The organism is Zoogloea sp. (assembly GCF_017302315.1).
Taxonomy (GTDB): domain Bacteria; phylum Pseudomonadota; class Gammaproteobacteria; order Burkholderiales; family Rhodocyclaceae; genus Zoogloea.
Map to the genome: position 1 here is coordinate 1 of NZ_JAFLDT010000064.1, position 23,245 is coordinate 23,245.

23 protein-coding genes and 1 pseudogene are annotated in these 23,245 nt (G+C 66.4%); 14 read left to right on the forward strand and 10 right to left on the reverse strand.

Going from position 1 to position 23,245, the window contains the following annotated elements; all coding sequences use genetic code 11:
* A partial coding sequence (locus tag J0L98_RS16235; protein ID WP_296412851.1) for an AMP-binding protein occupies nt 1-578 on the reverse strand: 578 nt, incomplete at its 3' end.
* Nucleotides 579-717: 139 nt separating this feature from the next.
* Between J0L98_RS16235 and J0L98_RS16240 the strand changes: the two genes are divergently transcribed.
* From J0L98_RS16240 to J0L98_RS16250, 3 genes are all read left to right on the forward strand, one after another.
* Nucleotides 718-1,491, forward strand: coding sequence for an enoyl-CoA hydratase (locus J0L98_RS16240; RefSeq protein WP_296412852.1), 774 nt, complete (start codon nt 718-720; stop codon nt 1,489-1,491).
* 236 nt (nt 1,492-1,727) lie between these two features.
* Nucleotides 1,728-1,973, forward strand: coding sequence for a type II toxin-antitoxin system VapB family antitoxin (gene vapB, locus J0L98_RS16245; RefSeq protein ID WP_296412853.1), 246 nt, complete (start codon nt 1,728-1,730; stop codon nt 1,971-1,973).
* A 9-nt stretch (nt 1,974-1,982) separates the two neighbouring features.
* Nucleotides 1,983-2,390, forward strand: a complete 408-nt coding sequence (locus J0L98_RS16250; RefSeq protein ID WP_296412854.1) for a type II toxin-antitoxin system VapC family toxin — start codon at nt 1,983-1,985, stop codon at nt 2,388-2,390.
* 169 nt (nt 2,391-2,559) lie between these two features.
* Here the strand turns inward: J0L98_RS16250 and J0L98_RS16255 are convergent, their stop codons facing one another.
* The 5 genes from J0L98_RS16255 to pyrC form a co-directional block, all read right to left on the reverse strand.
* Entirely contained in the window at nt 2,560-4,590 is a 2,031-nt protein-coding gene (locus tag J0L98_RS16255; protein WP_296412856.1) for a hypothetical protein, read from the reverse strand.
* A gap of 204 nt (nt 4,591-4,794) precedes the next feature.
* A complete protein-coding gene (gene gpmI / locus J0L98_RS16260; protein WP_296412857.1) occupies nt 4,795-6,447 on the reverse strand; it encodes a 2,3-bisphosphoglycerate-independent phosphoglycerate mutase in 1,653 nt (550 codons plus the stop codon).
* Nucleotides 6,448-6,543: 96 nt separating this feature from the next.
* Nucleotides 6,544-7,371 (reverse strand): DUF3025 domain-containing protein, encoded by an 828-nt coding sequence (locus J0L98_RS16265; RefSeq protein ID WP_296412859.1) that lies wholly within the window; start codon nt 7,369-7,371, stop codon nt 6,544-6,546.
* A 197-nt stretch (nt 7,372-7,568) separates the two neighbouring features.
* The gene (locus J0L98_RS16270) at nt 7,569-8,018 is read right to left on the reverse strand and encodes a hypothetical protein (protein ID WP_296412861.1); all 450 of its coding nucleotides are present in this window, start codon (nt 8,016-8,018) and stop codon (nt 7,569-7,571) included.
* Between the two features lie 23 nt (nt 8,019-8,041).
* Entirely contained in the window at nt 8,042-9,076 is a 1,035-nt protein-coding gene (pyrC, locus tag J0L98_RS16275) for a dihydroorotase (RefSeq protein WP_296412881.1), read from the reverse strand.
* 287 nt (nt 9,077-9,363) lie between these two features.
* On the opposite strand from pyrC, the gene J0L98_RS16280 reads away from it, so the two are divergent.
* The 10 genes from J0L98_RS16280 to J0L98_RS16325 all read left to right on the forward strand — a co-directional run bounded on the left by J0L98_RS16280 (nt 9,364) and on the right by J0L98_RS16325 (nt 20,324).
* On the forward strand, nt 9,364-10,266 hold the full coding sequence (locus tag J0L98_RS16280; RefSeq protein ID WP_296412862.1) for a glutamate/aspartate ABC transporter substrate-binding protein: 903 nt from the start codon (nt 9,364-9,366) through the stop codon (nt 10,264-10,266).
* 57 nt (nt 10,267-10,323) lie between these two features.
* Nucleotides 10,324-11,409: a porin gene (locus tag J0L98_RS16285; protein ID WP_296412863.1), complete on the forward strand. Its 1,086-nt coding sequence runs from the start codon at nt 10,324-10,326 to the stop codon at nt 11,407-11,409.
* Nucleotides 11,410-11,445: 36 nt separating this feature from the next.
* A complete protein-coding gene (locus tag J0L98_RS16290) occupies nt 11,446-12,519 on the forward strand; it encodes an asparaginase (protein ID WP_296412864.1) in 1,074 nt (357 codons plus the stop codon).
* Nucleotides 12,520-12,657: 138 nt separating this feature from the next.
* Nucleotides 12,658-13,398: an amino acid ABC transporter permease gene (locus J0L98_RS16295; protein WP_296412867.1), complete on the forward strand. Its 741-nt coding sequence runs from the start codon at nt 12,658-12,660 to the stop codon at nt 13,396-13,398.
* 1 nt (nt 13,399) lies between these two features.
* On the forward strand, nt 13,400-14,089 hold the full coding sequence (gene gltK / locus J0L98_RS16300) for a glutamate/aspartate ABC transporter permease GltK (protein WP_296412868.1): 690 nt from the start codon (nt 13,400-13,402) through the stop codon (nt 14,087-14,089).
* A 15-nt stretch (nt 14,090-14,104) separates the two neighbouring features.
* Nucleotides 14,105-14,833: an amino acid ABC transporter ATP-binding protein gene (locus J0L98_RS16305; protein ID WP_296412869.1), complete on the forward strand. Its 729-nt coding sequence runs from the start codon at nt 14,105-14,107 to the stop codon at nt 14,831-14,833.
* A gap of 128 nt (nt 14,834-14,961) precedes the next feature.
* Complete coding sequence (locus tag J0L98_RS16310; protein WP_296412870.1) at nt 14,962-15,609, forward strand: MarC family NAAT transporter; 648 nt, start codon at nt 14,962-14,964, stop codon at nt 15,607-15,609.
* A 21-nt stretch (nt 15,610-15,630) separates the two neighbouring features.
* A complete protein-coding gene (locus J0L98_RS16315; RefSeq protein ID WP_296412871.1) occupies nt 15,631-17,589 on the forward strand; it encodes an ATP-binding protein in 1,959 nt (652 codons plus the stop codon).
* 138 nt (nt 17,590-17,727) lie between these two features.
* The gene (locus J0L98_RS16320; RefSeq protein ID WP_296412872.1) at nt 17,728-19,065 is read left to right on the forward strand and encodes a sigma-54 dependent transcriptional regulator; all 1,338 of its coding nucleotides are present in this window, start codon (nt 17,728-17,730) and stop codon (nt 19,063-19,065) included.
* Between the two features lie 125 nt (nt 19,066-19,190).
* The gene (locus tag J0L98_RS16325; protein ID WP_296412873.1) at nt 19,191-20,324 is read left to right on the forward strand and encodes an ABC transporter substrate-binding protein; all 1,134 of its coding nucleotides are present in this window, start codon (nt 19,191-19,193) and stop codon (nt 20,322-20,324) included.
* An 82-nt stretch (nt 20,325-20,406) separates the two neighbouring features.
* Here J0L98_RS16325 and J0L98_RS21625 read toward each other — a convergent pair whose 3' ends face one another.
* Complete coding sequence (locus J0L98_RS21625) at nt 20,407-20,661, reverse strand: phage integrase N-terminal SAM-like domain-containing protein (protein ID WP_365954942.1); 255 nt, start codon at nt 20,659-20,661, stop codon at nt 20,407-20,409.
* Between the two features lie 126 nt (nt 20,662-20,787).
* Between J0L98_RS21625 and J0L98_RS16330 the strand changes: the two genes are divergently transcribed.
* Nucleotides 20,788-21,126, forward strand: a complete 339-nt coding sequence (locus J0L98_RS16330) for a hypothetical protein (protein ID WP_296412875.1) — start codon at nt 20,788-20,790, stop codon at nt 21,124-21,126.
* A gap of 292 nt (nt 21,127-21,418) precedes the next feature.
* Here J0L98_RS16330 and J0L98_RS16335 read toward each other — a convergent pair whose 3' ends face one another.
* From J0L98_RS16335 to J0L98_RS16345, 3 genes and pseudogenes are all read right to left on the reverse strand, one after another.
* Nucleotides 21,419-22,519, reverse strand: a complete 1,101-nt coding sequence (locus J0L98_RS16335) for a transposase (protein ID WP_296412877.1) — start codon at nt 22,517-22,519, stop codon at nt 21,419-21,421.
* The gene (locus J0L98_RS16340; protein ID WP_365954944.1) at nt 22,516-22,683 is read right to left on the reverse strand and encodes a tyrosine-type recombinase/integrase; all 168 of its coding nucleotides are present in this window, start codon (nt 22,681-22,683) and stop codon (nt 22,516-22,518) included. Before J0L98_RS16340 ends, J0L98_RS16335 begins: the two co-directional genes overlap by 4 nt.
* Nucleotides 22,657-23,147 (reverse strand): annotated as a pseudogene (locus J0L98_RS16345) (tyrosine-type recombinase/integrase); the annotation flags it as partial. The pseudogene J0L98_RS16345 and the gene J0L98_RS16340, both read right to left, overlap by 27 nt.
* Nucleotides 23,148-23,245: the final 98 nt, after the last annotated feature.

Sequence of the window (23,245 nt, forward strand, 5' to 3'; positions counted from 1 at the left end):
TTGTCGACGCAGATCAGCACCTTGGGTTCGATCTGGCCGAAACGGTCGAGCACGCCCTGAACGCCAAAATCGGGCGAGGCGGACGACCAAATCGCGCCGAGCGAGGTGGCCGCCAGCATGGCAACCAGCGTTTCCGGCAGGTTGGGCAAGAAGCCGGCGACGCGGTCGCCTTCGCCGACGCCGGCGTCGATCAGGAATTGCTGGAAGCGTGCGACTTCAGCGTAAAGCTCGGCCCGGCTCATGCGCCGCTTGACCTTGTCCTCGCCCCAGAACACCAGCGCTTCGCCTGCGTCGCGGTCCTTGAGCAGGTTTTCGGCGTAGTTCAGGCGGGCATCGGGAAACCAGCGGGCCCCCGGCATGCGGTCGCCATCGACCAGAACCCGCTCACCCTTGTCGCCAACGGCACCACAGAAGTCCCAGATCGTGGACCAGAAGGCTTCCGGCTGATCGACCGACCATTGCCAGAGATCGGCATAGCGGCCATGGCCGGTAGCCTGCATGAAGGCCGCCATGCAGGTATCGCCGACGGTAAGGGGATTGGGTTGCCACAAGGGCTGCGCTTCGATGGCGTAGGTCATTTTGTCTCCTGGGTGTTGTTGATTTTGCATGACAGAATAGCAGGTTAACGTTAACGTCAACTGTCGCCAACCGGACAAACCCGTGTACGGTTGCGCAACGGAAAAACCTGCAAAATATCACTGTACAGAGGAGAACCCCATGTCCCAAGTCGTCCTCACCGAAGTCATCGGCAAGGTAGGCCTTATCCGCATCAACCGGCCGGAAGCGATGAACGCCCTGAACAATGATGTCGTCGACGGCATCGGTGCCGCCATCGACCGCTACGAAGCCGATGAGGCCATCGGCTGCATCGTCATCACCGGCAATGAAAAAGCCTTCGCCGCCGGAGCCGATATCGGCTTCATGAAGGATTTCGACTACATGCACGCCTACAAGACCGACTTCATCACCCGCAACTGGGAACGCGTGAAGACGGCCCGCAAGCCGGTGATCGCTGCAGTAGCCGGCTTTGCGTTGGGCGGTGGCTGCGAGATGGCGATGATGTGCGACATGATCTTCGCCGCCGATACCGCCAAGTTCGGCCAGCCTGAAATCCGCCTCGGCACCATGCCCGGCGCCGGCGGCACCCAGCGCCTGCCGCGCGCTGTCGGCAAGGCCAAGGCGATGGACATGTGCCTGACCGCCCGCATAATGGACGCCGCCGAAGCCGAAAAATCCGGCCTCGTCGCCCGCGTCATCCCGGCCGACCAGTTGCTGGAAGAAACCCTGAAGGCCGCCACCACCATCGCCGGCTTCTCGCTGCCAGTGATCATGATGATCAAAGAATCGGTCAACCGCGCCTACGAAAGCTCGCTCAACGAGGGCCTGCTCTTCGAACGCCGCGTCTTCCACTCCGCCTTCGCCCTCGAAGACCAGAAGGAAGGCATGGCCGCCTTCGTCGAGAAGCGCAAGGCCGAGTTCAAGAACCAGTAGGGGTTCACAGCAGCAGGAATGACAAAGGGGGCTTCTGCCCCTTTTCGTTTTCAGAGCTGGATAACATTTTGACGAGCGACGGGGAGCAGCGTCTCACTTGCCCTGTAAAGCTCAGCTCCGGGAAGCCAAAGAAATGAGCACGTCCGTGATCCGGCGCCAAACGGATGCGTCAATTGACGCGACACGGCCATTGATATATCTTTTTGGTATCTCTCATTGAATTCAGGAGCATTCACATGGAGACTGCCAAACTCTTCTGGTCCGGCCGCTCGCAGGCCGTGCGCTTACCCAAGGACTTCCGCATCGAAGGTAGTGAAGTACGCATCCGCCGCCACGGCGCCGCCGTAATTCTTGAGCCCATCGCCAACGATTGGGCTTGGCTGGACGCCCTGGCTGCCCCCCTGGACCCCGACTTCCAGCAGGCAGCCGGCGAGCAGCCCTCCGCCCAAGAGAACCCGGAACTGGGTCGCCTGTTCGACTGACCCCCGCCGATGCGCTACCTGCTCGACGCCAATGCTGTCGTTTCAGCCCTCAACACGCCGGCTGGGCCGGTATCACGCCGGCTCCATGCCATCGCACCGACAGACGTGGGCGTCAGCGCCATCGTCATGCACGAGCTGTACTTCGGGGCCTTCAAGAGCCAAAGGCGCGAACACAACCTGGCCCTCGTGGATGCCTTGCGCTTCGAGGTGCTGCCGCTGGACACGGAAGACGCCCGCCATGCAGGTGAAATCCGCGCCTGCCTGGCCGCACAGGGCACCCCCATCGGCGCCTACGACATCCTGATTGCCGGCCAAGCCCGCGCCCGCGGGTTGGTGCTGATTACGCGCAACCTGCGCGAGTTCGCGCGCGTACCCGGGCTCAATACCGAGAACTGGCAGGACGAGCCAAGCACCTGAGCAAACCCAGTTGCCACGGCGGCAGGCCATGACTCACCCCGCCCAGCCGTGCTCCGGAACACGCAAGGGGCTAGGCAACTACCCGTCGTGCGTTGGTCGAGTCATCGGCATGCCATTGATCGAAGTCCGCCGTCGATTCAATTGCCCCCGACAACTTCGTCCAAACGCGCTACATGGCCCGCAGGGCCGGCATCAGGGGGTCGACCTCGGCGGCGCCGAGTTTCGGGCCTTCCGGGGCCATGGCGGCGTAGAGGGCAAGGGCTTCGGGGCTGGGGCGGCCCACCAGACTGCCCAGCTCAGAGAAGCGCAGACCCTGGCGGACAAGCCAGGCGATGCAGGTGTGACGCAGAACGTCCGCGGTCACGCTGCCGGCCCCCGTGAGACCGGCATCGAAGGCGGCGCAGGCCAGGATGGACTGGATGTCTTCCGGGCGCAGGCGGGCACCGGCGGCGTCCTGCAACAGGGGAGCATCCACGCCGCCGATGGGTGAGGGGCGGCACTCGCTCATCCAGGCGGGCGGCTTGAGGCTGCGCGGGGCATTGCCGGTCACCTGCAGCACGCCGACGGCGGCATCGAAATCCCCCTGGCGCAGGGCAGCCGCCTCTTCAGCGGTGAGTCCCATCAGCAGCAGACCAAGCACGAAACGCCCCTCGCCGGCCGACGCCGCGAGCAGGTCCACGACTTCCTCCTGGGTCAGTTCCCGGGGCGGCCGGGGCGTGGCGGCGAGCAGGCCCGGGGCCGTCGCGCCAACGACAAGGTCGGCGGAAGACGGATCAGCCAACTGGGGGGGCGCCCCCGTTGCGCCGGGCATGCCAGCCCAGGGCGGGGGCATGATCACCGTAGTGGACGCGGGCGTCTGGAGCGGCGCCTGGCGGTTGAAAATCTCGACAAACCAGATGGCCACCAGACCCAGCCCGAAGGCCGTGGCAAGCACAATCAGGGCATCGATCAGGTAATCGGGGCGGAAGGGCTTGCCCGGCACGCTGGCGCCTTCGACAAGGTTCAGGGCGGGCAAGCGGCTCTGCTCGCTGGCCTCCAGCTTGGCCAGGCGCTCCTGGGCTTCCCGGCTGGCCTTTTCGATCTGGGCCAGATCGTCTTCCAGGGCCTTGGCCTGGGTGAAACGCTGGGAGAAGTCCTGCATGGTCGAGCGCTGGGCACGGATGTCCGCCTGCAGCCGCTCGATGGTGGCACGCGCGCTGGCCACCTCATCCTGGGCGGCCCCCAGAGCGGCCTGCCGGCTGGCGGCGCGCTGGGTTTCGATCTGCCGCTCCATTTCCACAAGCCTCGACTGCAGGGACTTGGCCCGCGGGTCCATGCGCATGAACTCGGGCGTGTAGGTCCGCTCCATCTGGCGGATCTCTTCGGCAATCTGGGAGGCACGGGCTTCCATGTTGGCCAGGGTCGGATCGTCGGCGCCGGGGGCGCTACCCCGACCACCGGACTGCATGGCCTTCAAGCGGGCTTCGGCCACGGCGGCCTTCTCGGTGGCGGTGTTGAGGGAGGCGCTCAGGCCCTTGATGCGCGCCACAGCTTCATTCTCGTCACGCTCGGGCGAGAGCACACCGGTGGAGCTGCGGAAACCCTCCAGACGCTGGCGGCGGGCCTGCACGGTGGCGGCGAGGCGCTCGGCCTCCTGGCGGGCCTGGGCCAGGCCTTCACCGGCGGCGGCGCCGTAGGAAGCCTTCATGTCTTCCCGGTAGATCTCCACCAGGGTGTTGAGGGCGGCGGCCAGTTGGGCCGGCTGGGTGCCGGTGGCCTGCAATTCGACCACCTCGGTCCCCTCCACCGCCTCGGCGCTGATCATCTCGCGCAGACGGCTGGCGGAATCCCCGCCCTGCAGGGGCTGTCCGGCCCGGGCCAGGGCGGCCCCGACCTTCTCCAGCAGGGGGCGGCTGGTGAGTACCTGGACCTGGGTGAGCAGCTCGGACGGACTGCGCGGCACCTCGCTGGAGCCGGACAGCAGGGGCGACGCCCCGGGCCGCGGCTCGGTACTTCCCGGGGTGATCTGCACCCGCGCGACGGCCCGGTACTCGGCCGGGCGCAGGAAGTTCCACAGCAGGCCGGGGATGAGCACGATCAGGAAGACCACGGCGAAGACCTGCAGGCGCCGCCGATTGCTGCGTCTGGCCTTGGCCTCGGCATCGGCGCCGGGCGTCACATCATGTTCGAGGGAGTTGCGCAGGGAGGAAAGCAGACGCATGGGGTTTTCCGCGGTTCGTTGGGCCGTGGATGGAAGCGGCAAAATTGCCGTTGAGTATTCGGTGGTCCTTCCTGCGGGTCAAGCGCAAGGAGCCGGTGAACGCGAAATAATGCCGTGCACCGCCTCCCTCGGCGTGACCGTGAACGAATACGGGCGCGTGCCCTGGGGCAACGCACCCGTCCCGATGCCGGGAGCCTACCGCGCCTAGTTCACTTCCAGCACGCCGTCATCCCACTTGGCATGCTTTTCCAGCCCCAGCAGGTTGGCCACCGTGGCGGCGATGCTGGACAGGCCGGCGGTGTCGGTCTGCTTCAGGCCCAGCCTGCCGCCCGTGACCTTGTCGAAGAGGATCAAGGGCACCGGGTTGAGGGTGTGGGCGGTCTTGGCCTTGAAGGAGCCATCGGCGTTGAGGGCCGGCTGTTTGGTCTTCTTGTCCAGCTCGAACATCTCGTCGGCATTGCCGTGGTCGGCGGTGATCAGGGCCACGCCGCCGGCAGCTTCGATGGCCGGCAGCAGGCGCGCAAGGGCCAGGTCCACGGCTTCGACAGCCATGGTGGCGGCGCGGAAGTTGCCGGTGTGACCGACCATGTCGCCGTTGGCGAAGTTGCAGCGCAGCAGCTTGTACCGGCCCGACTGCACGGCGGCGATCATGGCGTCGGCGATCTCGGCGGCCTTCATCCACGGGCGCTGCTCGAAGGGCACCACGTCGCTGGGGACTTCCTGCCAGGTTTCGCCCTCGAACTTGCCGGAGCGGTTGCCGTTCCAGAAGTAGGTGACGTGGCCGAACTTCTGGGTCTCGGAGCAGGCAAACTGGGCCAGGCCGGCCTTGCTGAACCATTCGCCGGAGGTGTCCCTGATGGCCGGCGGCGCCACCAGGAAGCGCTTGGGCAGTTGCAGGTCGCCATCGTACTGGAGCATGCCGGCGTAGGTGACCCGGGGGGCACGCACGCGGTCGAATTTGTTGAAGTCGTCCTCGACGAAGGCGCGGGTGATCTCGATGGCCCGGTCACCGCGGAAGTTGAAGAAGACCACTGAATCGCCGTCCTCGATGGCGCCGATGGGCTTGCCGCCGTCGGCAATGACGAACTCGGGCAGATCCTGGTCGATGGTGCCGGGGTGACGCTCACGCAGGCCATTCACGGCGGCGGTGGCGTTGGCAAACTGCGGGCCCTCGCCCAGCACGTGGGTCTTCCAGCCCTTCTCCACCATCGGCCAGTTGGCATCGTAGCGGTCCATGGTGATGGTCTGGCGGCCGCCGCCGGAGGCGATGCGGGCGTCGAAGCCGTCGCGGCTGATCTCGGCCAGGAAGGCCTCGAAGGGCACCACGTACTCCAGGGCGCTGGTTTCGGGCACATCGCGGCCATCGAGCAGGGCGTGGATGCGCACGGTCTTGATGCCTTCCGCCTTGGCCTGCACGACCATGGCCTTCAGGTGATCGATGTGGCTATGCACGTTGCCGTCGGAAAACAAGCCGATGAAGTGGATGACGCCCGCCTTGCCGTTGGCTCCGGCCTTGGCGCCCGCCACGATCTCCTTCCACGCTTCCCCCGCCCAGATGGCGCCGTCGGCGATGGCATTGGCCACCAGCGCGGCGCCCTGGCTGTAGACCTGCCCCGCGCCGATGGCGTTGTGGCCGACTTCCGAGTTGCCCATGTCGTCATCGGAGGGCATGCCCACCGCTGTGCCGTGGGCGCGCAGGCTGATGTGCGGGCATTCGGCAAAGAGGCGGTCGAGGGTCGGCTTGCGGGCGGCGGCGATGGCGCTGCCGGTGTCGTTCTTGGGGATGCCGTAGCCATCCATGACGATGACGACAACCGGGCCCTGGACACCGGCGAAGGCGGGGAATTTCTGCAGCATGGCGATTCCTGAAGGATGAATTCGGGGCCGGCGCATCGGGCATCACCCGGGCAGCATTCGGCGAGCCCGCTATTTTCCTTCAAATCGGGGGGCGGATCACAGCCCTGTTTGCGACGCCGTGCGATGCATGCCACGCCGCGGCCGGAACTGGCGGGTATCCCGGTAGTAATCGACGCACGCGCTGTCGGAGGTCACGCCCGGGATGCCGAGCAGCGGCAAGGGCGACAGGGCGGCCTTGTCGAAGGGCCGATCCGGGTCGGCGAGGCGCCCGGCGAGCCAGGCGTCGGCCTCGGCCTGGCGCGCCGGTGCGGGCAGATGCAGCCAGTCCGTCTCCACCTGCCGGTAGAAGGCCTTGGCACACAGGCCGAAGAAGGGCTGGCGGAGCTGATCCCAGCTGCCGTGGCCGAAGATGAGGAAACGGGTGCTGTCCAGCAGGCGGGCGCGGCGCGTCCAAAAGGCCTCCTCCCAGGCGTGGGCCGCCAGCAGAGCCGGGATTTCCGGGTCGGCGGAGACCACCAGCACGCCACACTCGTCGAACTGGGTCAGGGCGTCGCGCACGGGCCCGCGGCCGGGCAGGCCGGCGGCGGCCTGGGCAGACTGCTCCCGCAGGTGCAGGGCGTTGCAGGCCGCCTTGCTGCGCGGCCATACACACCAGGCCAGGGCGTTGAAGAAGTCGTGCCAGTCATTGGGCCGGGTGGGCACCTCGCCGGTGGCGTGGATGTGCAGCTCGTAGGCGTCGAGGCCCTCGGGCGGCAGGACGAAGCGCAGGGGATGCCCCGAACCGCTCACCGCCCCAGGGGCGTGGGCGCGCAGGCAGGCAGTCAGCGCCGCCACGTCGGGCAGGCCATCCGAAAATCCGGACAGCAGGTGGGCGATGGGTTCGAAGAGGGGGCGATGGGCGAAGTCGGTGGGGGATGGACTCATGGGCACGCTACCCGCCACGCGGATCACCTGCACTCCGTTGAGTGGCGGCTCCGGCGCTTTGAACGGGGACTTGTAGGGGCGACTTGTAGGGGCGACTTCAGTCGCCCATCCGCGCGTTGATCACAGGCATGCCCTTGATCGAAGTCCGCGGGCGACTGAAGTCGCCCCTACGCTCACGGCGGCGGCCCGCCGGGGGATCACTCTTCCACCGGGCGGATGGGCTTGGCGGGTTTGTCGGCGGGGATGAACTCGAGTTTGTCGTTCTTGCGGCTGAAGGTGCCCACCAGGCGGCCGGGGGGCTCGTCGGGGGGCTCGGCCCAGCGCTGGAACTCGCATTTCTCGGTGCTCGCCAGATACCAGTTCTTGCCCTGCTTGAGCGCCCACAGGCTGCTGCCGGCCTCGAAGACTTCCATCTTCACGCTGCCGGCCACGCCGGACTTGATGTCATGGCGGCGCATGCAGGTGGGCATGCGCGACACGACGACAGCCTGATCCACCTCGCTGCTCCAGAACCAGCGCTGCTCACGCACCAGGCTGATGTTTTCGTCCTTGTTGCCATTGACGATGAAGGCCGCCCCCTCGTACTCGCAGGCGGCGAGGAGGGGCAGGGCAAGGAGGAGCAGGAGGGGCTTGAGGATAGGGCGCATCGTCGAGGCAGGGCGGTCAGGGGTCAGGCCAGCTTCCAGTGGATCTGCTCGCCACCCCGCAGGGGTACCAGCGGATCGCCGGGCAGGTAGTCGAGGCCGGCGGGCACGTCCCAGCTCTCCTTCACCAGGGTGATGATGTCGGTGTTGCGGGGCAGGCGGTAGAAGTCGGGGCCGTTGAAGCTCGCAAAGGCTTCCAGCTTGTCCAGGGCGCCGGCCTCGTCGAAGGCTTCGGCGTAGAGCTCGATGCCCGCGTGGGCGGTATAGCAGCCGGCACAGCCGCAGGCGGCTTCCTTGGTGGTCCTGGCGTGGGGGGCCGAGTCGGTGCCGAGGAAGAACTTGGGGCTGCCGGAGGTGGCCACCTTCACCAGCGCCTCCCGATGGGTCTCGCGCTTGAGGACCGGTAGGCAGTAATGGTGCGGGCGGATGCCGCCAGCGAAGATCGCGTTGCGGTTCAGGAGCAGGTGGTGGGCGGTGATGGTGGCGCCCACGTTCGGCCCGGCTTCCGTCACGAACTGTGCGGCCTCGGCCGTCGTGATGTGCTCGAAGACGATGCGCAGGCTCGGGTAGCGCGCGGCAAGCGGCGCCAGTACGCGATCGATAAAGACACGCTCGCGATCAAAGATATCAACGTCAGCATGGGTCACCTCTCCGTGAACACATAGGGCAATGCCCTTTTCCGCCATCCGTTCGAGAACGGGGTACACCTTGGCGATGTCGGTGACGCCCGCGTCCGAGTTGGTCGTGGCACCGGCCGGGTAGAGCTTGGCGGCCGGCATGAAGCCGCTGGCGGCGGCCTTGTCGATCTCTTCGGGCTTGAGGGTGTCGGTGAGATACAACGTCATGAGCGGGGCGAACTTGAGCCCTGCCGGCACCGCGGCGAGGATGCGCTCCCGATAGGCGGCGGCCTGCTCCACGCTGGTCACCGGCGGCTTGAGGTTGGGCATGATCAGCGCCCGGCCGAAACGGCGGGCGGTATCCGGCACCACGGCAGCCAGGGCGGCACCATCGCGCACGTGCAGGTGCCAGTCATCGGGGCGGGTGAGGGTGAGCGAAGTCAGGGACATGGCGGTTCGATCCACAGGGCGAAGGGCTGAATGACGCATTTTACCAGCCCGCGGCAGCCCGGCTCGACCGCGCCACCCGGGAAGGCGTGCGGATTTCCGGGCGCACTTGCGGCCCGCCATCCGGAAATCCGAACGAACACCCCGTCAGCCCCCCAGCGTGGTTCTTTTGTATCAAGCACTTACAGAATCGGAACGGGCCGCAAATAGCTGGCACGGCCCCTGCAATGTAAAGGGCACACGACGCCAGCGTCGCCCCCCAACCCTTGCAGGAGAACCGAATCATGCGCACCTCGCTGAAGCTTGCCGCCACCTGTCTGATCGCCGCTGGCGCCCTCACCACCCAGCCGGCCTTCGCCCAGGAATCCGCCACCCTGGCCAAGATCAAGAGCAGCGGCACCATCGCCCTGGGCCACCGGGAGTCCTCCATCCCCTTCTCCTATTACGATGACAAGCAGCAGGTCGTCGGCTACTCCCAGGAGCTCATGCTCAAGGTCGTCGACGCCGTCAAGGCCGAGCTCAAGCTCCCCGCCCTCGCCCTCAAGCTCACCCCCGTCACCTCCCAGAACCGCATCCCCCTCATCCAGAACGGCACCATCGACATCGAGTGCGGCTCCACCACCCACAACTCCGAGCGCGCCCGCCAGGTCGCCTTCTCCAACACCATCTTCATCATCGGCACCCGCCTGATGACCAAGAAGGAATCCGGCATCAAGGACTTCCCCGACCTGGCCGGCAAAAACGTGGTCACCACCGCCGGCACCACCTCCGAGCGGCTCATCCGCAAGATGAACGAGGAGAAGAAGCTGGGCATGAACATCATCTCCGCCAAGGACCACGGCGAGTCCTTCCTCACCCTCGAAACCGGCCGCGCCGTCGCCTTCATGATGGATGACGCCCTCCTCTACGGCGAGCTGGCCAAGGCCAAGCGCCCCGCCGACTGGGCCGTCGTCGGCACACCCCAGAGCTTCGAGGCCTACGGCTGCATGATGAGAAAGGACGACCCCGGCTTCAAGAAGCTCGTGGACGCGGCCCTCGCCAAGGCCATGACCTCCGGCGAAGCCGAGGCCATCTACAAGAAGTGGTTCACCCAGCCCATCCCCCCCAAGGGCCTGAACCTCAACTTCCCGCCCTCCGACGCCATGCTCAAGCTGTTCAAGGCCCCCAACGACAAGGCCTTCGAATAAGCGTCGTCTCGCTCCCGCGCTCCCTCCCCCACTCCCTTGCACGAGATCAATAAAACCATGAAGACCGTTCAGCACCTCAGCCTGGCTGCCGCAGCCACCCTCTCCGCCCTGGCCAGCCTGTCGGCCCACGCCGATGACGGCGTGGTGATCTACGGCCGCCTAAACGCCACCTTCGAAAACGTCAGCGTCTCCGGCGGCCACTCCCGCACCATGGTCAATGACAACGCCTCCCGCATCGGCTTCCGCGGCACCGAAGACCTGGGCGGCGGCATGGCCGTGATCTACCAGATCGAGAGCCGCATCCGCGTCGATGGCAACGATGCCGGCACCGCCCTGGCCACGCGCGACACCTGGGTCGGCCTGCGCACCCAGCAGGGCACCCTGCGCCTGGGCCGCTCCCTCGGCCCCATCTACTACGCCCTGTACGACTACATCAGCATGCACAACCACGACACCGGCACCTCGTCGGACGCGCTGCTGTCGTCGGCCATCTTCGGCAACTCCAATGCCGCCGGCGGGCGCATGAACAACCAGATCTGGTACACCAGCCCCAAGCTCGGCGGCTTCACCTTCGACGCCACCTACGCCCTGCTGGCCGAAGAGCCCGCCGCCAGCGGTTCCACCCGCACGCCCCACAACCTGGGCCTGGTGACGAGCTACGACGCCGGCCCGCTGCATGCCGCCGTCAGCTACGCCTCCACCCAGAACACCACCAACCTGGACAGCACCGGCGCCAGCGTGCGCTTCAACAACGACCGCGCGGTGACCGCCGGCGGCGCCTACAACTTCGGCCCGCTGGTGGTGGGCGCCCTGTTCGAGCGCTCCAAGCGCAGCACCCTCACCGAAGACATGACCCGCAACTACTGGCGCGTCTCGGCCATGGTGCCGATGGGGCCCCATGAGTTCCACGCCAACTACGGCCGTGCCGGCGACTACAGCGGCACCAACGACACGGCCGCCGCCCAATACACCCTGGCCTACAACTACAACCTGTCCAAGCGCACCAAGCTCTATACCTACTACACCAAGATCGACAACGACGCAGCCCGGCGCACCGGCGGCGGTGGTGCCTACAGCTTCCTGGGCACCACCCCCGGCCTGGACAACAGCTCCGTTGCCCTCGGCATCCGCCACAACTTCTGATCGCCCCCCACCCCCAAACCAGCAAGGAATCCGATCATGACCCTCTTCCTCCGCCCCATCGCCCTCTCCTGTCTGCTCGCCGCGAGCTTCGCCGGCAGCCTGGCGGCCCACGCTGCCGACAGGCCCCGCGTGGTCATCCTGGCCACCGGCGGCACCATTGCCGGCGCGGGCGCCAGCGTGGCCAACAGCGCCTCCTACCAGGCCGCCAAGGTGCCGGTGGACAAGCTCATCGCCGGCGTGCCCGAGCTCAAGAACCTGGCCGACGTGCGCGGCGACCAGGTCTTCCAGATCGCCTCCGAGAGCTTCACCAACGAACACCTGATCACCCTGGGCAAGCGCGTCGCCGCCCTGGCCCGCCAGGCTGACGTGGACGGCATCGTCATCACCCACGGCACCGACACCCTGGAAGAGACTGCCTTTTTCCTGAACCTGGTGCTCAAGACCAGCAAACCGGTGGTGGTGGTGGGCTCCATGCGCCCGGGCACGGCCATGTCGGCCGACGGCATGCTCAACCTCTACAACGCCGTGGCCGTGGCCGGCAGCAAGGACGCCGCCGGCAAGGGCGTGCTCGTCACCATGAACGACGAGATCCACACCGGTCGCGACGTGAGCAAGGCAGTCAACATCAAGACCGAAGCCTTCAAGAGCCCCTGGGGCCCGCTGGGCATGATCGTCGAGGGCAAGACCTACTGGTTCCGCGCCCCGGCCAAGCGCCACACCACCGGCACCGAGTTCGACATCGACAGCCTCGACAAACTGGCCCCGGTGGATATCGCCTACGGCTACGGCAACGCCTCCCCCACCGCCTACAAGGCCTTCGCCGAAGGCGGCGCCCGGGCGGTGATCCACGCCGGCACCGGCAACGGCTCGGTCAGCGGCGCGGTGGTGCCCTCCCTGCAGGAGCTGCGTGGCAAGGGCGTGCAGATCATCCGCTCGTCCCGCGTGGTGGGTGGCGGCTTCGTGCTGCGCAACGCCGAGCAGCCCGATGACAAGTACGACTGGGTGGTGGCCCACGATCTGAACCCCCAGAAGGCCCGCATCCTCGCCGCCGTGGCCCTGACCCGGACCCAGGACAGCAAGGAACTGCAACGCATGTTCATGGAGTACTGACCTCAGGAACGTGCGGGGGCCTGTAGGGGCGGCTTCAGCCGCCCGCAGACTTCGATTAACGAGCGGCGCCTGGTATTACGCACGGATGGGCGACTGAAGTCGCCCCTACAGGTCGCCCCTACAACAAAGGGAACAACCATGAGTTACCAATGGAACTGGGGCATCTTCCTGAGCCCCGCCGCCTCCGGTGACAGCACCTATCTGGGCTGGATGCTGTCCGGCCTGCAGACCACCATCCTGCTGTCCCTGTCGGCCTGGGTCATCGCCCTGGCCCTGGGCAGCCTGATGGGCGTGCTGCGCACCGTGCCCGGCAAATGGCTGTCCGGCCTGGCTGCCACCTATGTGGAGATCTTCCGCAACATTCCGCTGCTGGTGCAGCTCTTCATCTGGTACTTCGTGCTGCCGGAAGTGCTGCCCTTCGGCCTCGGCGACCGCTTCAAGCAGGACCTCGACCCCGTCACCCAGCAGTTCGTGTCGGCCATGGTGTGCCTGGGCTTCTTCACCTCCGCCCGGGTCTGCGAGCAGGTTCGCTCCGGCATCAACGCCCTGCCTCGCGGCCAGAAGAACGCCGGCCTCGCCCTCGGCTTCACCCTGCCCCAGACCTACCGCCATGTGCTCCTGCCCATGGCCTTCCGACTGGTGGTGCCGCCGCTGACCTCGGAATTTCTGAACATCTTCAAGAACTCCGCGGTGTGCTCGACCATCGGCCTGCTCGAACTCGCCGCCCAGGGCCGCCAGCTGGTGGACTACACCGCCCAGCCCTACGAGTCCTTCATCGCCGTGACCGCGCTCTATCTGATCATCAACGTGGTGGTCATGACCCTCATGCGTCACGTGGAAAACAAGACCCGCGTGCCGGGCTACCTGGGAGGCAAGTGACATGTACGAATTCGACTGGTCTTCAATTCCCGGCGCCCTGCCCTTCCTGTGGGAGGGCATGAAGGTCTCCCTGGAAATCACCCTCAGCGCCGTGATCTTCGGCATCGTCTGGGGCACCGCCCTGGCCATGATGCGGCTCTCCCCCGTCAAGCCCCTGTCCTGGTTCGCCGCGGGCTACGTCAACCTGTTCCGGGCGATCCCCCTGGTGATGGTGCTGCTGTGGTTCTTCCTGATCGTGCCCCAGGTGCTGCGCGGCGCGTTCAACCTCGACCCCAACACCGACGTGCGCCTCACCTCGGCCATGATCGGCTTCGCCCTGTTCGAATCGGCCTACTACTCGGAGATCATCCGCGCCGGCATCCAGTCCGTGCCCAAGGGCCAGGTCTCCGCCGCCTCCGCCCTGGGCATGAGCTACGCCCAGGCCATGCGCCTGGTGGTGCTGCCCCAGGCCTTCCGCAACATGGTCCCGCTGCTCCTCACCCAGGCCATCGTGCTCTTCCAGGACACCTCCCTGGTCTATGTCTCGGCCCTCGCCGACTTCTTCGGCGCCGCCTACAAGGTGGGCGACCGGGACGGCCGGCTGGTGGAGCTGCTGCTCTTTGCCGGCCTGGTGTACTTCCTCATCTGCTTCGCGGCCTCCCAGCTGGTGCGCCGCTACCAAAAGAAACTCAACGCCCACGTGGCGCACTGATCCAAGGAGCCCGACATGATCTCCATCGACACCGTTTCCAAGCACTACGGCAGCTTCCAGGTCCTCACCGACTGCACCACCCAGGTGAAGAAGGGCGAAGTGATCGTCGTCTGCGGCCCCTCGGGCAGCGGCAAGTCCACCCTCATCAAGTGCGTCAATGGCCTGGAGCCCTTCCAGTCCGGCACCATCACCGTCAATGGCGTGTCGGTGGGCGACCCGAAGACCAACCTGTCCAAGCTGCGCAGCCACGTGGGCATGGTCTTCCAGCACTTCGAGCTGTTTCCCCACATGAGCATCACCGACAACCTGACCATCGCCCAGGAGAAGGTGCTCGGCCGCAACAAGGACGAAGCCCGCGACAAGGGCCTCAAGCTCCTCGACCGGGTCGGCCTCAAGGCCCACGCCGCCAAGTTCCCCGGCCAGCTCTCCGGTGGCCAGCAGCAGCGCGTGGCCATCGCCCGCGCCCTGGCCATGGACCCCATCTGCATGCTCTTCGACGAGCCCACCTCGGCCCTCGACCCGGAGATGATCAACGAGGTGCTGGACGTGATGGTGGAGCTGGCCCAGGAGGGCATGACCATGATGTGCGTGACCCACGAGATGGGCTTCGCCCGCAAGGTGGCCAACCGGGTGATCTTCATGGACAAGGGGCAGATCGTCGAGGACGACAGCAAGGACGCCTTCTTCGGCGCCCCCCGCTCCGAGCGCGCCAGGCAGTTCCTGGCCAAGATCCTGCAGCATTGAGCCAACCAACCCCCGGGGTCGGGTCCGTACAGGGCCCGGCCCCCATCCCTGGCCGGAGCATCCGGCCCTTGTGGCGTGCCGGCCGGTACTCCTCCCGTCCGGCACGTTCTTTTTTAGAGTGAATGGCCATGACGCCCCTGCTCCTCAAGATCGCCACCACCTTCTTGCTCGGCGGGCTGGTGAGCCTCATCACCATCACCAACCCCCTCTCCAAGATCCCCCTGTTCCTGAGCCTGTCGGCCAACCAGCCGGTGAGTGATGCCCTGCGCGAGGCGCGCCGGGCCTGCGTGTACGCCTTCGTGATGCTGTCCGCCGCCCTGTTCGCCGGGGTGGCCATCCTGCAGCTCTTCGGCATTTCCTACGGCGCCCTGCGCATCGCCGGCGGCATCACGGTGGCGATCCTGGGCTATCGCATGCTCTTCGGCAGCGGCGAGCCCATGGTGCCCGCCGGCCGGGGCAGCGCCTTTGCCTTTTTCCCCCTGGCCATGCCGGGCATCGCCGGGCCCGGCGCCCTGGCCACGGTGATCGGCGTCTCCACCGAACTGGCCGAGCTGGGCGACCCGCTCCAGCAGGCCGTGGGCTACACCGCCAGCGTGCTCAGCATCGCCCTGACGTGCCTTGCCCTGTGCTGGGTTCTATACTCCGCCCGTTGGGTGTCACGGCTGCTCGGCGATGAAGGCATCAACGTCGTCACGCGCCTGACGGGTTTTCTGCTTATCTGTATCGGCATCCAGTTCATCGGTTCGGGGGTCCGCAGTTTCATTGCGGGCGCCTGAGCCCCGCAACACGCCCCTCCCATGACGACACCCGCCACCCCGCCCGCCACCGAAAGCGCCCCACCGGCCGCAGGCATCCTGCCGCCCTCCCGCTCCCTGTCCCCCAACCCCTTCATCGTTGCCGTCATCCTGCTACTGATCGGGCTGATCGGCTTTGGCGGCTACCGGGCCAGCGAGTACCAGGGCATGCAGACCCTGCGCACCGACGCCGGGCACCGCCTCGACCTGTTTGCCGCGGCGGTGGACGGCATCGTCAACCGCTACGCCCACATCCCCGCCACCATCCAGCTCAACGAGGAAGTGCTGGGCGCCCTGCACCCCGCCCGGGGCACCGCCAGCGTGCAGGCGGCCAACCGCTTTCTGCAGCACCTCAACAGCCATATCGGCAGCATTGCCATCTTCGTGGTGGACGAGCGTGGCTTCGTGATCGCATCCAGCAACTGGAATGACCCGGACAACAGCTTCGTGGGCGAAGACCTCTCCTTCCGCAGTTACTTCCTGGAGGGGCTGGCCGGCCGGGTCGGTCGCCACTTCGCCATCGGCATCACCCGGGGCGAGCCGGGCTACTTCGTCTCCCATCCCATCCGCCATGGCAACCGGGTGGTGGGTGTGGCCGTGATCAAGATCAGTCTGGCCCCCCTCGACAAGGCCTGGGATCTGCTCGGGGCACCTGCCCTGATTTCCGACAGCAACGGCGTGGTGATCCTCTCGTCGGTGCCCGAGTGGCGTTACACCGCGCTCTCGCCGCTGCCCCTCGACACCCGCGTGGATATCTCCATGAGCCGTCTCTACAACGGTGGCCCCATCGGCGATTTCCCGGTCAGCGTCAATGCGGCGCCGGGGCCGGAAGGGCAGATCGTGCACATGAAGCTGGGCACACCGCCGCCCGGCGTTGCCCGAAGCCGCAATCACGTGGATGCGGGCGGCAGCTATCTGGTGCATGGCCGCGGCCTGCAGGACGTAGGCTGGCGCCTGCTGATCTTCTCGGATCTGCGCCCGGTGCGCGCCCAGGCCTTCGGGCACGGCGCCCTGGCGGCGGTGGCGACCGGCTTCGTGCTGCTCCTGTTGCTGGTGGTGGCCCAGCGCCGCCGCATCGTCCGCCAGAAGCTGGAGGCCAAGGAACTGCTGGAGCAGGCCAACGCCCAGCTCGAAAGCAAGGTGGCGCGGCGCACCAAGGCCCTCACCGACACCAATGCCCGCCTGCGCAAGGAGGTGGCCGAACGCCAGCAGGCCGAACAGACCCTGCGCGCCGCCCAGGACGAGCTGGTGCAGGCCGCCAAGCTCGCCGTGCTCGGCCAGCTGGCCGCCGGCATCACCCATGAGCTGGCCCAGCCCCTCGGCGCCGTGCGCACCCTGTCGGGCAATGCCGTGGAGTTCATGAAGCGTGGCAACCTGAGCACCGTCGAGCAGAACCTGGGCATCATCGCCCGCCTGGCCGACCAGATGGGCCGCATCATCACCCCCCTCAAAACCTTTGCCCGCAAGTCACCGGCCATCCCGGCCCCCACCGACGTGGCCCACGCCGTGGGCGCCGCCCTGTTCCTGCTCGACCAGCGCCTGAGTACGTCAGGGGTCACCGTGGACAATCGCTGCGAAGCCGAACAGGCCATTGCCTGGTGCGACCAGAACCGCCTGGAGCAGGTGCTCATCAACCTGATCCGCAACGCCGCCGATGCCATGGCCGACAGCGAGCACAAGACGCTCACCATCGAAGCCACCCCGGGCACCGACGGCAGCCTCGAGCTGAGCATTGCCGACACCGGCTGCGGGCTGCCCGATGCCGGCGCCCTGTTCGAACCCTTCTTCACCACCAAGCCCGCTGGCGAAGGCCTCGGCCTGGGGCTCGCCATCTCCCGCGACATCGTGCGCGAGTTCGGCGGCGACCTGCGCGCCGAGAACCGCCCCGAAGGCGGTGCCCGCTTCATCCTGAACCTGCCCGCCGCCCCAGGCGAGAACGCCCTCCCCGATGCTGACCAGTAGGGGCGACTTCAGTCGCCCACGAACTCCAATCAAGGGTCGTCTGTCGGTGATCAACGCACGATGGGCGACTGAAGTCGCCCCTACACGTCGCCCACAGACACAACCCTCCCTCCCACCTCTAGCCTTTCTCCTGCCCCTATGAACCCCGAACTCCGCGCCCTCATCATCGAAGACGACCCCGACGTGCGCCTGGGCTGCGAGCAGGCCATGATGCTCGCCGACATCCCCGTGGAGGGCGTCGGCTCGGCCGAGGAAGGCTTCCAGCGCCTCAAGCCGGGCTTTCCCGGCGTGGTGGTCACCGACATGCGCCTGCCCAAGGCCGACGGCATGGAGGTGCTGCGCCGCTGCCAGGCCATGGACCCCGACCTGCCGGTGATCATCATCACCGGCCACGGCGACGTGACCCTGGCCGTGGAGGCCATGCGCGCCGGCGCCTACGACTTCATCCAGAAGCCCTTCTCGCCCGAACTGCTGGTGGACGTGGTGCGCCGCGCCCTGGAAAAACGCGCCCTGACCCTGGAGGTGCTCGACCTGCGCCGCCGCCTGGAGCAACGCGAAGGCGCCGAAGCCAAGCTCATCGGCCGTTCGCCCCAGATGGCCCGGGTGCGCCAGCTCGTCACCGACGTGGCCAGCACCCGGGTGGACGTGCTGGTACGCGGCGAGACCGGCACCGGCAAGGAGCTCATCGCCCAGTGCCTGCACGAACTCTCGCCCCGCAAGGACGGCCCCTTCGTGGCCCTCAACTGCGGCGGCCTGCCCGACAACCTGCTCGACAGCGAGCTCTTCGGCCACGAGGCCGGCGCCTTCACCGGCGCCCAGAAGCGGCGCATCGGCAAGATCGAGTACGCCAACAAGGGCACCCTCTTCCTGGACGAGCTGGAGAGCATGCCCATGGGCGTGCAAATCAAGCTGCTGCGGGTGCTGCAGGAGAGAGTGGTGGAACGCCTCGGCTCCAACCAGCAACTGCCGGTGGACTGCCGGGTAGTGGCCGCCACCAAGGACGATCTGAAGGACCGGGCCGAGCGCCAGACTTTCCGCGCCGACCTGTACTACCGCCTCAACGTGGTGACCATCGACCTGCCGCCCCTGCGCGAACGGCGCGAGGACATCCCCCTGCTGCTCGAGCACTTCCTGCTCCTCGCCGCCCACCGCCACGAACGCCCGCTGCCGGCGGTGCCGCCCGAGCAGATGCGCAAGCTGATGGCCCACACCTGGCCGGGCAATGTGCGCGAGCTGCGCAACGTGGCCGACTGCATCGTGCTCGGCGTCGGCAAGGACATCCTCGGCACCGCCACGGGCGAGGCTGCGCCCGCCTCCCTGGCGGAATCAGTGGAAAGCTTCGAGCGCAGCCTCATCGCCGCCGAGCTGCGCCGCCACGGCGGCAGCCTGGCACGCAGCGCCGAGGCCCTGCGCATCCCCAAGACCACCCTGCACGACAAGATCCGCAAATACGGGCTGCAGGGGAGCGAGGGCTGACACGAAAAGGACAATGGAATGGGCGCTGAGAAGTAAGTCACATTGCAGCGCAACATCCGATCACAGGAAATCAACATTCCATGCTGCATACTGCCGCCATCAGAAATTACGATGGGGAGATAAAAATGCACACGGAGATTTGGCGGCGGCTCGGCGGCCTGCTGCTCATTGCGCTGCTGGGATCAGGGCTGGCCCGGGCCGACACGGTGGTGATCGGCCAGTGCGCCCCCCTCTCCGGCAGCCTCGCCTCCACCGGCCAGGCCATGGCTCTGGGCGTGCGCATCGCCATCGATGCCGCCAACGCCGCCGGCGGCGTCAATGGCCACACCCTCAAGCACGTGCTCAAGGATGACGGCTACCAGACCGCCGAAACCCTGCGTCTGACCCAGGAACTCATCCGCAAGGACAAGGCTGCCGCGCTGATCGGCTATGCCGGCACCGGCAACATCGCCGAACTGCTCAAGCAAGGCGTGCTCTCCGGCGGCGGCATCGCCCTGGTCGCTCCCTACACCGGCGGCGAACCCCTGCGCAGCCCGTTCAACCCCTGGATCTTCCACATCCGCGCCAGCTACGGCGACGAGACCGAGGCCATGGTGCGCCAGTTTGTCGGCACCGGCCTCACCCGCATCGCCGTGTTCCACCAGAACGACCCCTTCGGCCAGGCCGGCCTGGCCGGCGTCGAAAAGGCCCTGGCCCGCCACAACATGAAGATCGTCAGCAAGGGCAGCTACGAGAAGAACACCGAAGACGTGGGCAAGGCCGTCGAGGACATCGCCCGCGGCGTGCCCCAGGCCGTGATCATGATCGGCGTGGTGCGCCCCGCCGCCGCCTTCGTCAAGGCCTACCAGACCGCCCACCCCGGCACCCAGCTCTTCAGCATCTCGGTGGTGAATGGGCGCGAACTGCATCAGCTGGCCGGCGGCGACGCTGCCCGGGGCGTCGGCATCACCCAGGTCATGCCCTCCCCCTTCAGCGGCGTCACCCGCATCGCCCGCGACTACCACCAGGCCCTCAAACGCTTCGCCCCCGAAGACACCCCGTCCTACACCAGCTTCGAGGAATACGTCGGCACCCGCGTCCTGATCGAAGCCATCCGCCGCACCAAGGGCACCCCCACCCCGGCAGCGGTGATGCAGTCGCTGGAGAACCTGGATCTGGACCTGGGGGGATTCAAGGTGCGCTTCAGCCCGGGTGACAGGGTGGGGTCACGGTATGTGGAGGTGACGCTGCTGGGGAGGGATGGGAATCATGTGCGGTGAGGGGCTGCGGGGCTCGAGCGCGTAACGCGAGCCGGGACGCCGCGGTTTTGTGGGGTCGAATTCATTCGACCAGCACACTCTCCTACGCCACAGTTCTTCTGAACCGTCTCAGCCTCGGGCGACCTCCAACAGTCAACGCACCCGGCAACACCTCCACCGCCATTCTGCCCGCGCCCCGTCGCAGCGGCTTGTCATGAACGAGGATGTGGCGTTTAATCCATTCCACATAGGCTTTCTTGGTTCTCGGACTGTAGTGCTTAACCCTGATTCGCTCCAGAACCAAATCGAGCAAACGGGGCGACAAAGGAAGAGTCGCAAGAAGGTTAGACGACATCATGACGCAAAACTCCGCACACACTGCTTTTAAATACAGACACTTACCACGTTCCAGCAGCTTAGGCGACAGTCGTATAAGACGCCGGAGGCGTCAGACGTCGTCTACTTCACGTTAGGGCTTACCGTCATGGCGGCCAACGCTCCGAAATATATGCCACTCGGCCTTGCGCTATTGTTCGCTATGTGCGCTGCATTGGAACTTTTTCTCATGTTCAAAGCTGGTTGTGCTGGCGACCCAAAGGGCGGCTCGCTTGGTAACCCTGCTCGCGCGCTAGATCTTGAGAGTGTTGGCCTTCTAACTTTGCTTCTCAGCGCAGCCTCCGGTGGTGCCGCAATCGGCTTAGCGTTGCGGTCCATTCATCGCATTGCGCAAGGGGTTGCCTTTGCATTACTCGTATTTATTGGCTTGTGGTTTGCTGGCGCGCAATTCGAGGTTTGGGGCGTTCAATCATGCTTCAAGCCCTAACGATTAAGGTTAGATCGTGATCGCTACGCGAGCCACGATCTGAACCGGTTGTTGGACAAGCCCGGTTCGGCAGTTCGGATTCCCCTGGAAATAGCTTTTCGTCCTTCACCGCAAAGGCGGGCTTTCGACGACGGAAAGCCTGCCCTCGCCACTGACTCGCACCGCCCTTGCAGCGCTACATCGCCGGATTGAGCCGTTTGGGAGGGCTCAGTCCTCGATTCCTGCCGATTTCAGGCCAAGCGCCGCCGTAGCGCCGACAACAGGCGCATCCATCGGTCGACGGAGGGTTCGTTTACAAGCTCACGCTCCCGGTCGGCGTCGCGCTGCGCCATCGCTCAGGCGCCGGGATCCGTCTTTGCACGATACGCATGGGCGCGCCGCAGCATGCACACAGAAACGGCGGTCGGGGCTTCATCCAGGTCGGGCCGGGGTCGGGAGCCACTTTCAGCACCACCTGCAGCAGTGCAATCAGGCGCTTGCTGTTCGGATGCAGGAAGCCGAAGTTGCGGGAGCGCCGGAAGCCCTTGGGCAGCACGTGCTGAAGGATCAACGCCAGGAAGCGCGCCCCGCTCACGGTGCGCACCGCGCTCTTGCCGGTCTGGCTCTCCCGGTAACGAAAGCGGACCTTGCCTGCCTCGCACGAGAGGATGTCCTTCTCCTGGATGACGCCCCGATACAGGTAGCGGCCCAGATAGACCAGGGCCTTGCTGCCATCGCCAACGCCTTTGCAATCCACCACCCAGCGGGCCGGGACGCCGGGCGGCAGTTTCAAACCCTCCCGGGCAAGCGCAGCCAGCACCTTGGCGCGAAAGACCTTGGCCAAGGCTCGGTGATTGAACAGGTAGCCGCTGCCCTTGCCACTGCGGCTTCGCCACAGGCGCTTCTCCGGGTCCAGTGCGGCGCCCGGCATGGCCAGGTGGACATGCGGGTGGTAATCAAGGCGACGCGAATGGGTATGCAGCACGGCCACCGCACCGGCCTGCCCCTGCAGTTGCCGGTCGTTCCGGCAAAAGAGGCTCACCGTTGCCCAGGCACACTCGAAGAGCACGGCGTAGAGGGTGCGCTGATGCTGCCAGGCCAGCGCGCGTAGCTGTGCCGGCAAGGTGAAGGTCAGCAGGAAATGGCTCCCCGGCACTTGCCGCCGCGCCTGCCGTTCAAGCCACTGCTGGCTCTCAAAGTGCTGACAGTGCGGGCAGCTGCGATGCCCGCAGGAATGGGGCACGAGGCGGGTTTCGTCGCAGCCCGAGCACACGGCTCGCATGCGCGGCGCCATGGCCGTGCGGCACAGCTTCAGGGCAGCCAGGGCCTGGCGATGGCTGGGCAACATCGTGGCCGAATACTGCCGAAGGTAGTCGGCTTCGCACCGGCGGATGACTTCCGAGAGGGGAATCATTTGACCGCCCCCCACTGAATGGAGAAGCGACTCATCAGCGCATTGATGCACGTATCGGCCTGATCGGTGGTGTGGTGGGTGAGGTGCGTGTAGCGGGCGGTGGTGAGGATCGAATGGTGGCCGAGGATCTTCTGCACTTCCAGCAGATCGACGCCGGCTTCGATCAGGTGGGTGGCATAGCTGTGCCTCAGACTGTGCGGGGTGATCTTTTTTTTAGTCCGCAATCCTGCGCCACCTGGCGCAGGGTGGTCTGCACCCCACCGCGATCCAGCGGTGTGCGGGCGCGGTGCGCCGCACTCAGGCCGCCGTGGCGATTGGGAAAGAGCAGCTCCGGATGGCGGTGCAGTTGCCAGAACTGCCGCAAGGCCACCAGCGTTGCATCGGGCAGGGGCACGAAGCGATCCCGGTTGCCCTTGGCATCGCGGATCTGGACACGCATCCGGGCCGCGTCCACGTCGCCGACCTTGAGCGCCAGCCCCTCACCCAGGCGCAGCCCGAGGCTGTAGAGGGTGAAGTAGAACACCCGGTAACTCAGGGTGCGCGTGGCACTGAACAGCCGCTGCGCTTCCTCCACCGTCACGATGTCGGGCAGGCGCTGGGCTTTGGGTGGCTTGATCAGATCGGGCATCACCCAGGGCTTCTTCAGGACGTGCGTGGTGTAGAACTTGAGCCCGTAGAGATCGAGTTTGACGGCGCTCCAGGAGTGGGTGCCGATCAGGTCGCTGA

Coding starts and splice junctions, on each gene's coding strand:
- J0L98_RS16250 (WP_296412854.1), top strand. CDS start 1,983: ATGCGCTACCTGCTCGACGCCAATGCTGTCGTTTCAGCCCTCAACACG.
- J0L98_RS16280 (WP_296412862.1), top strand. CDS start 9,364: ATGCGCACCTCGCTGAAGCTTGCCGCCACCTGTCTGATCGCCGCTGGC.
- J0L98_RS16265 (WP_296412859.1), bottom strand. CDS start 7,371: ATGAGTCCATCCCCCACCGACTTCGCCCATCGCCCCCTCTTCGAACCC.
- J0L98_RS16255 (WP_296412856.1), bottom strand. CDS start 4,590: ATGCGTCTGCTTTCCTCCCTGCGCAACTCCCTCGAACATGATGTGACG.
- J0L98_RS21625 (WP_365954942.1), bottom strand. CDS start 20,661: ATGATGTCGTCTAACCTTCTTGCGACTCTTCCTTTGTCGCCCCGTTTG.
- J0L98_RS16335 (WP_296412877.1), bottom strand. CDS start 22,519: ATGATTCCCCTCTCGGAAGTCATCCGCCGGTGCGAAGCCGACTACCTT.
- J0L98_RS16320 (WP_296412872.1), top strand. CDS start 17,728: ATGAACCCCGAACTCCGCGCCCTCATCATCGAAGACGACCCCGACGTG.
- J0L98_RS16240 (WP_296412852.1), top strand. CDS start 718: ATGTCCCAAGTCGTCCTCACCGAAGTCATCGGCAAGGTAGGCCTTATC.
- J0L98_RS16310 (WP_296412870.1), top strand. CDS start 14,962: ATGACGCCCCTGCTCCTCAAGATCGCCACCACCTTCTTGCTCGGCGGG.
- J0L98_RS16325 (WP_296412873.1), top strand. CDS start 19,191: ATGCACACGGAGATTTGGCGGCGGCTCGGCGGCCTGCTGCTCATTGCG.
- gpmI (WP_296412857.1), bottom strand. CDS start 6,447: ATGCTGCAGAAATTCCCCGCCTTCGCCGGTGTCCAGGGCCCGGTTGTC.
- J0L98_RS16330 (WP_296412875.1), top strand. CDS start 20,788: ATGGCGGCCAACGCTCCGAAATATATGCCACTCGGCCTTGCGCTATTG.
- vapB (WP_296412853.1), top strand. CDS start 1,728: ATGGAGACTGCCAAACTCTTCTGGTCCGGCCGCTCGCAGGCCGTGCGC.
- J0L98_RS16270 (WP_296412861.1), bottom strand. CDS start 8,018: ATGCGCCCTATCCTCAAGCCCCTCCTGCTCCTCCTTGCCCTGCCCCTC.
- J0L98_RS16295 (WP_296412867.1), top strand. CDS start 12,658: ATGAGTTACCAATGGAACTGGGGCATCTTCCTGAGCCCCGCCGCCTCC.
- J0L98_RS16305 (WP_296412869.1), top strand. CDS start 14,105: ATGATCTCCATCGACACCGTTTCCAAGCACTACGGCAGCTTCCAGGTC.
- gltK (WP_296412868.1), top strand. CDS start 13,400: ATGTACGAATTCGACTGGTCTTCAATTCCCGGCGCCCTGCCCTTCCTG.
- J0L98_RS16290 (WP_296412864.1), top strand. CDS start 11,446: ATGACCCTCTTCCTCCGCCCCATCGCCCTCTCCTGTCTGCTCGCCGCG.
- J0L98_RS16315 (WP_296412871.1), top strand. CDS start 15,631: ATGACGACACCCGCCACCCCGCCCGCCACCGAAAGCGCCCCACCGGCC.
- J0L98_RS16285 (WP_296412863.1), top strand. CDS start 10,324: ATGAAGACCGTTCAGCACCTCAGCCTGGCTGCCGCAGCCACCCTCTCC.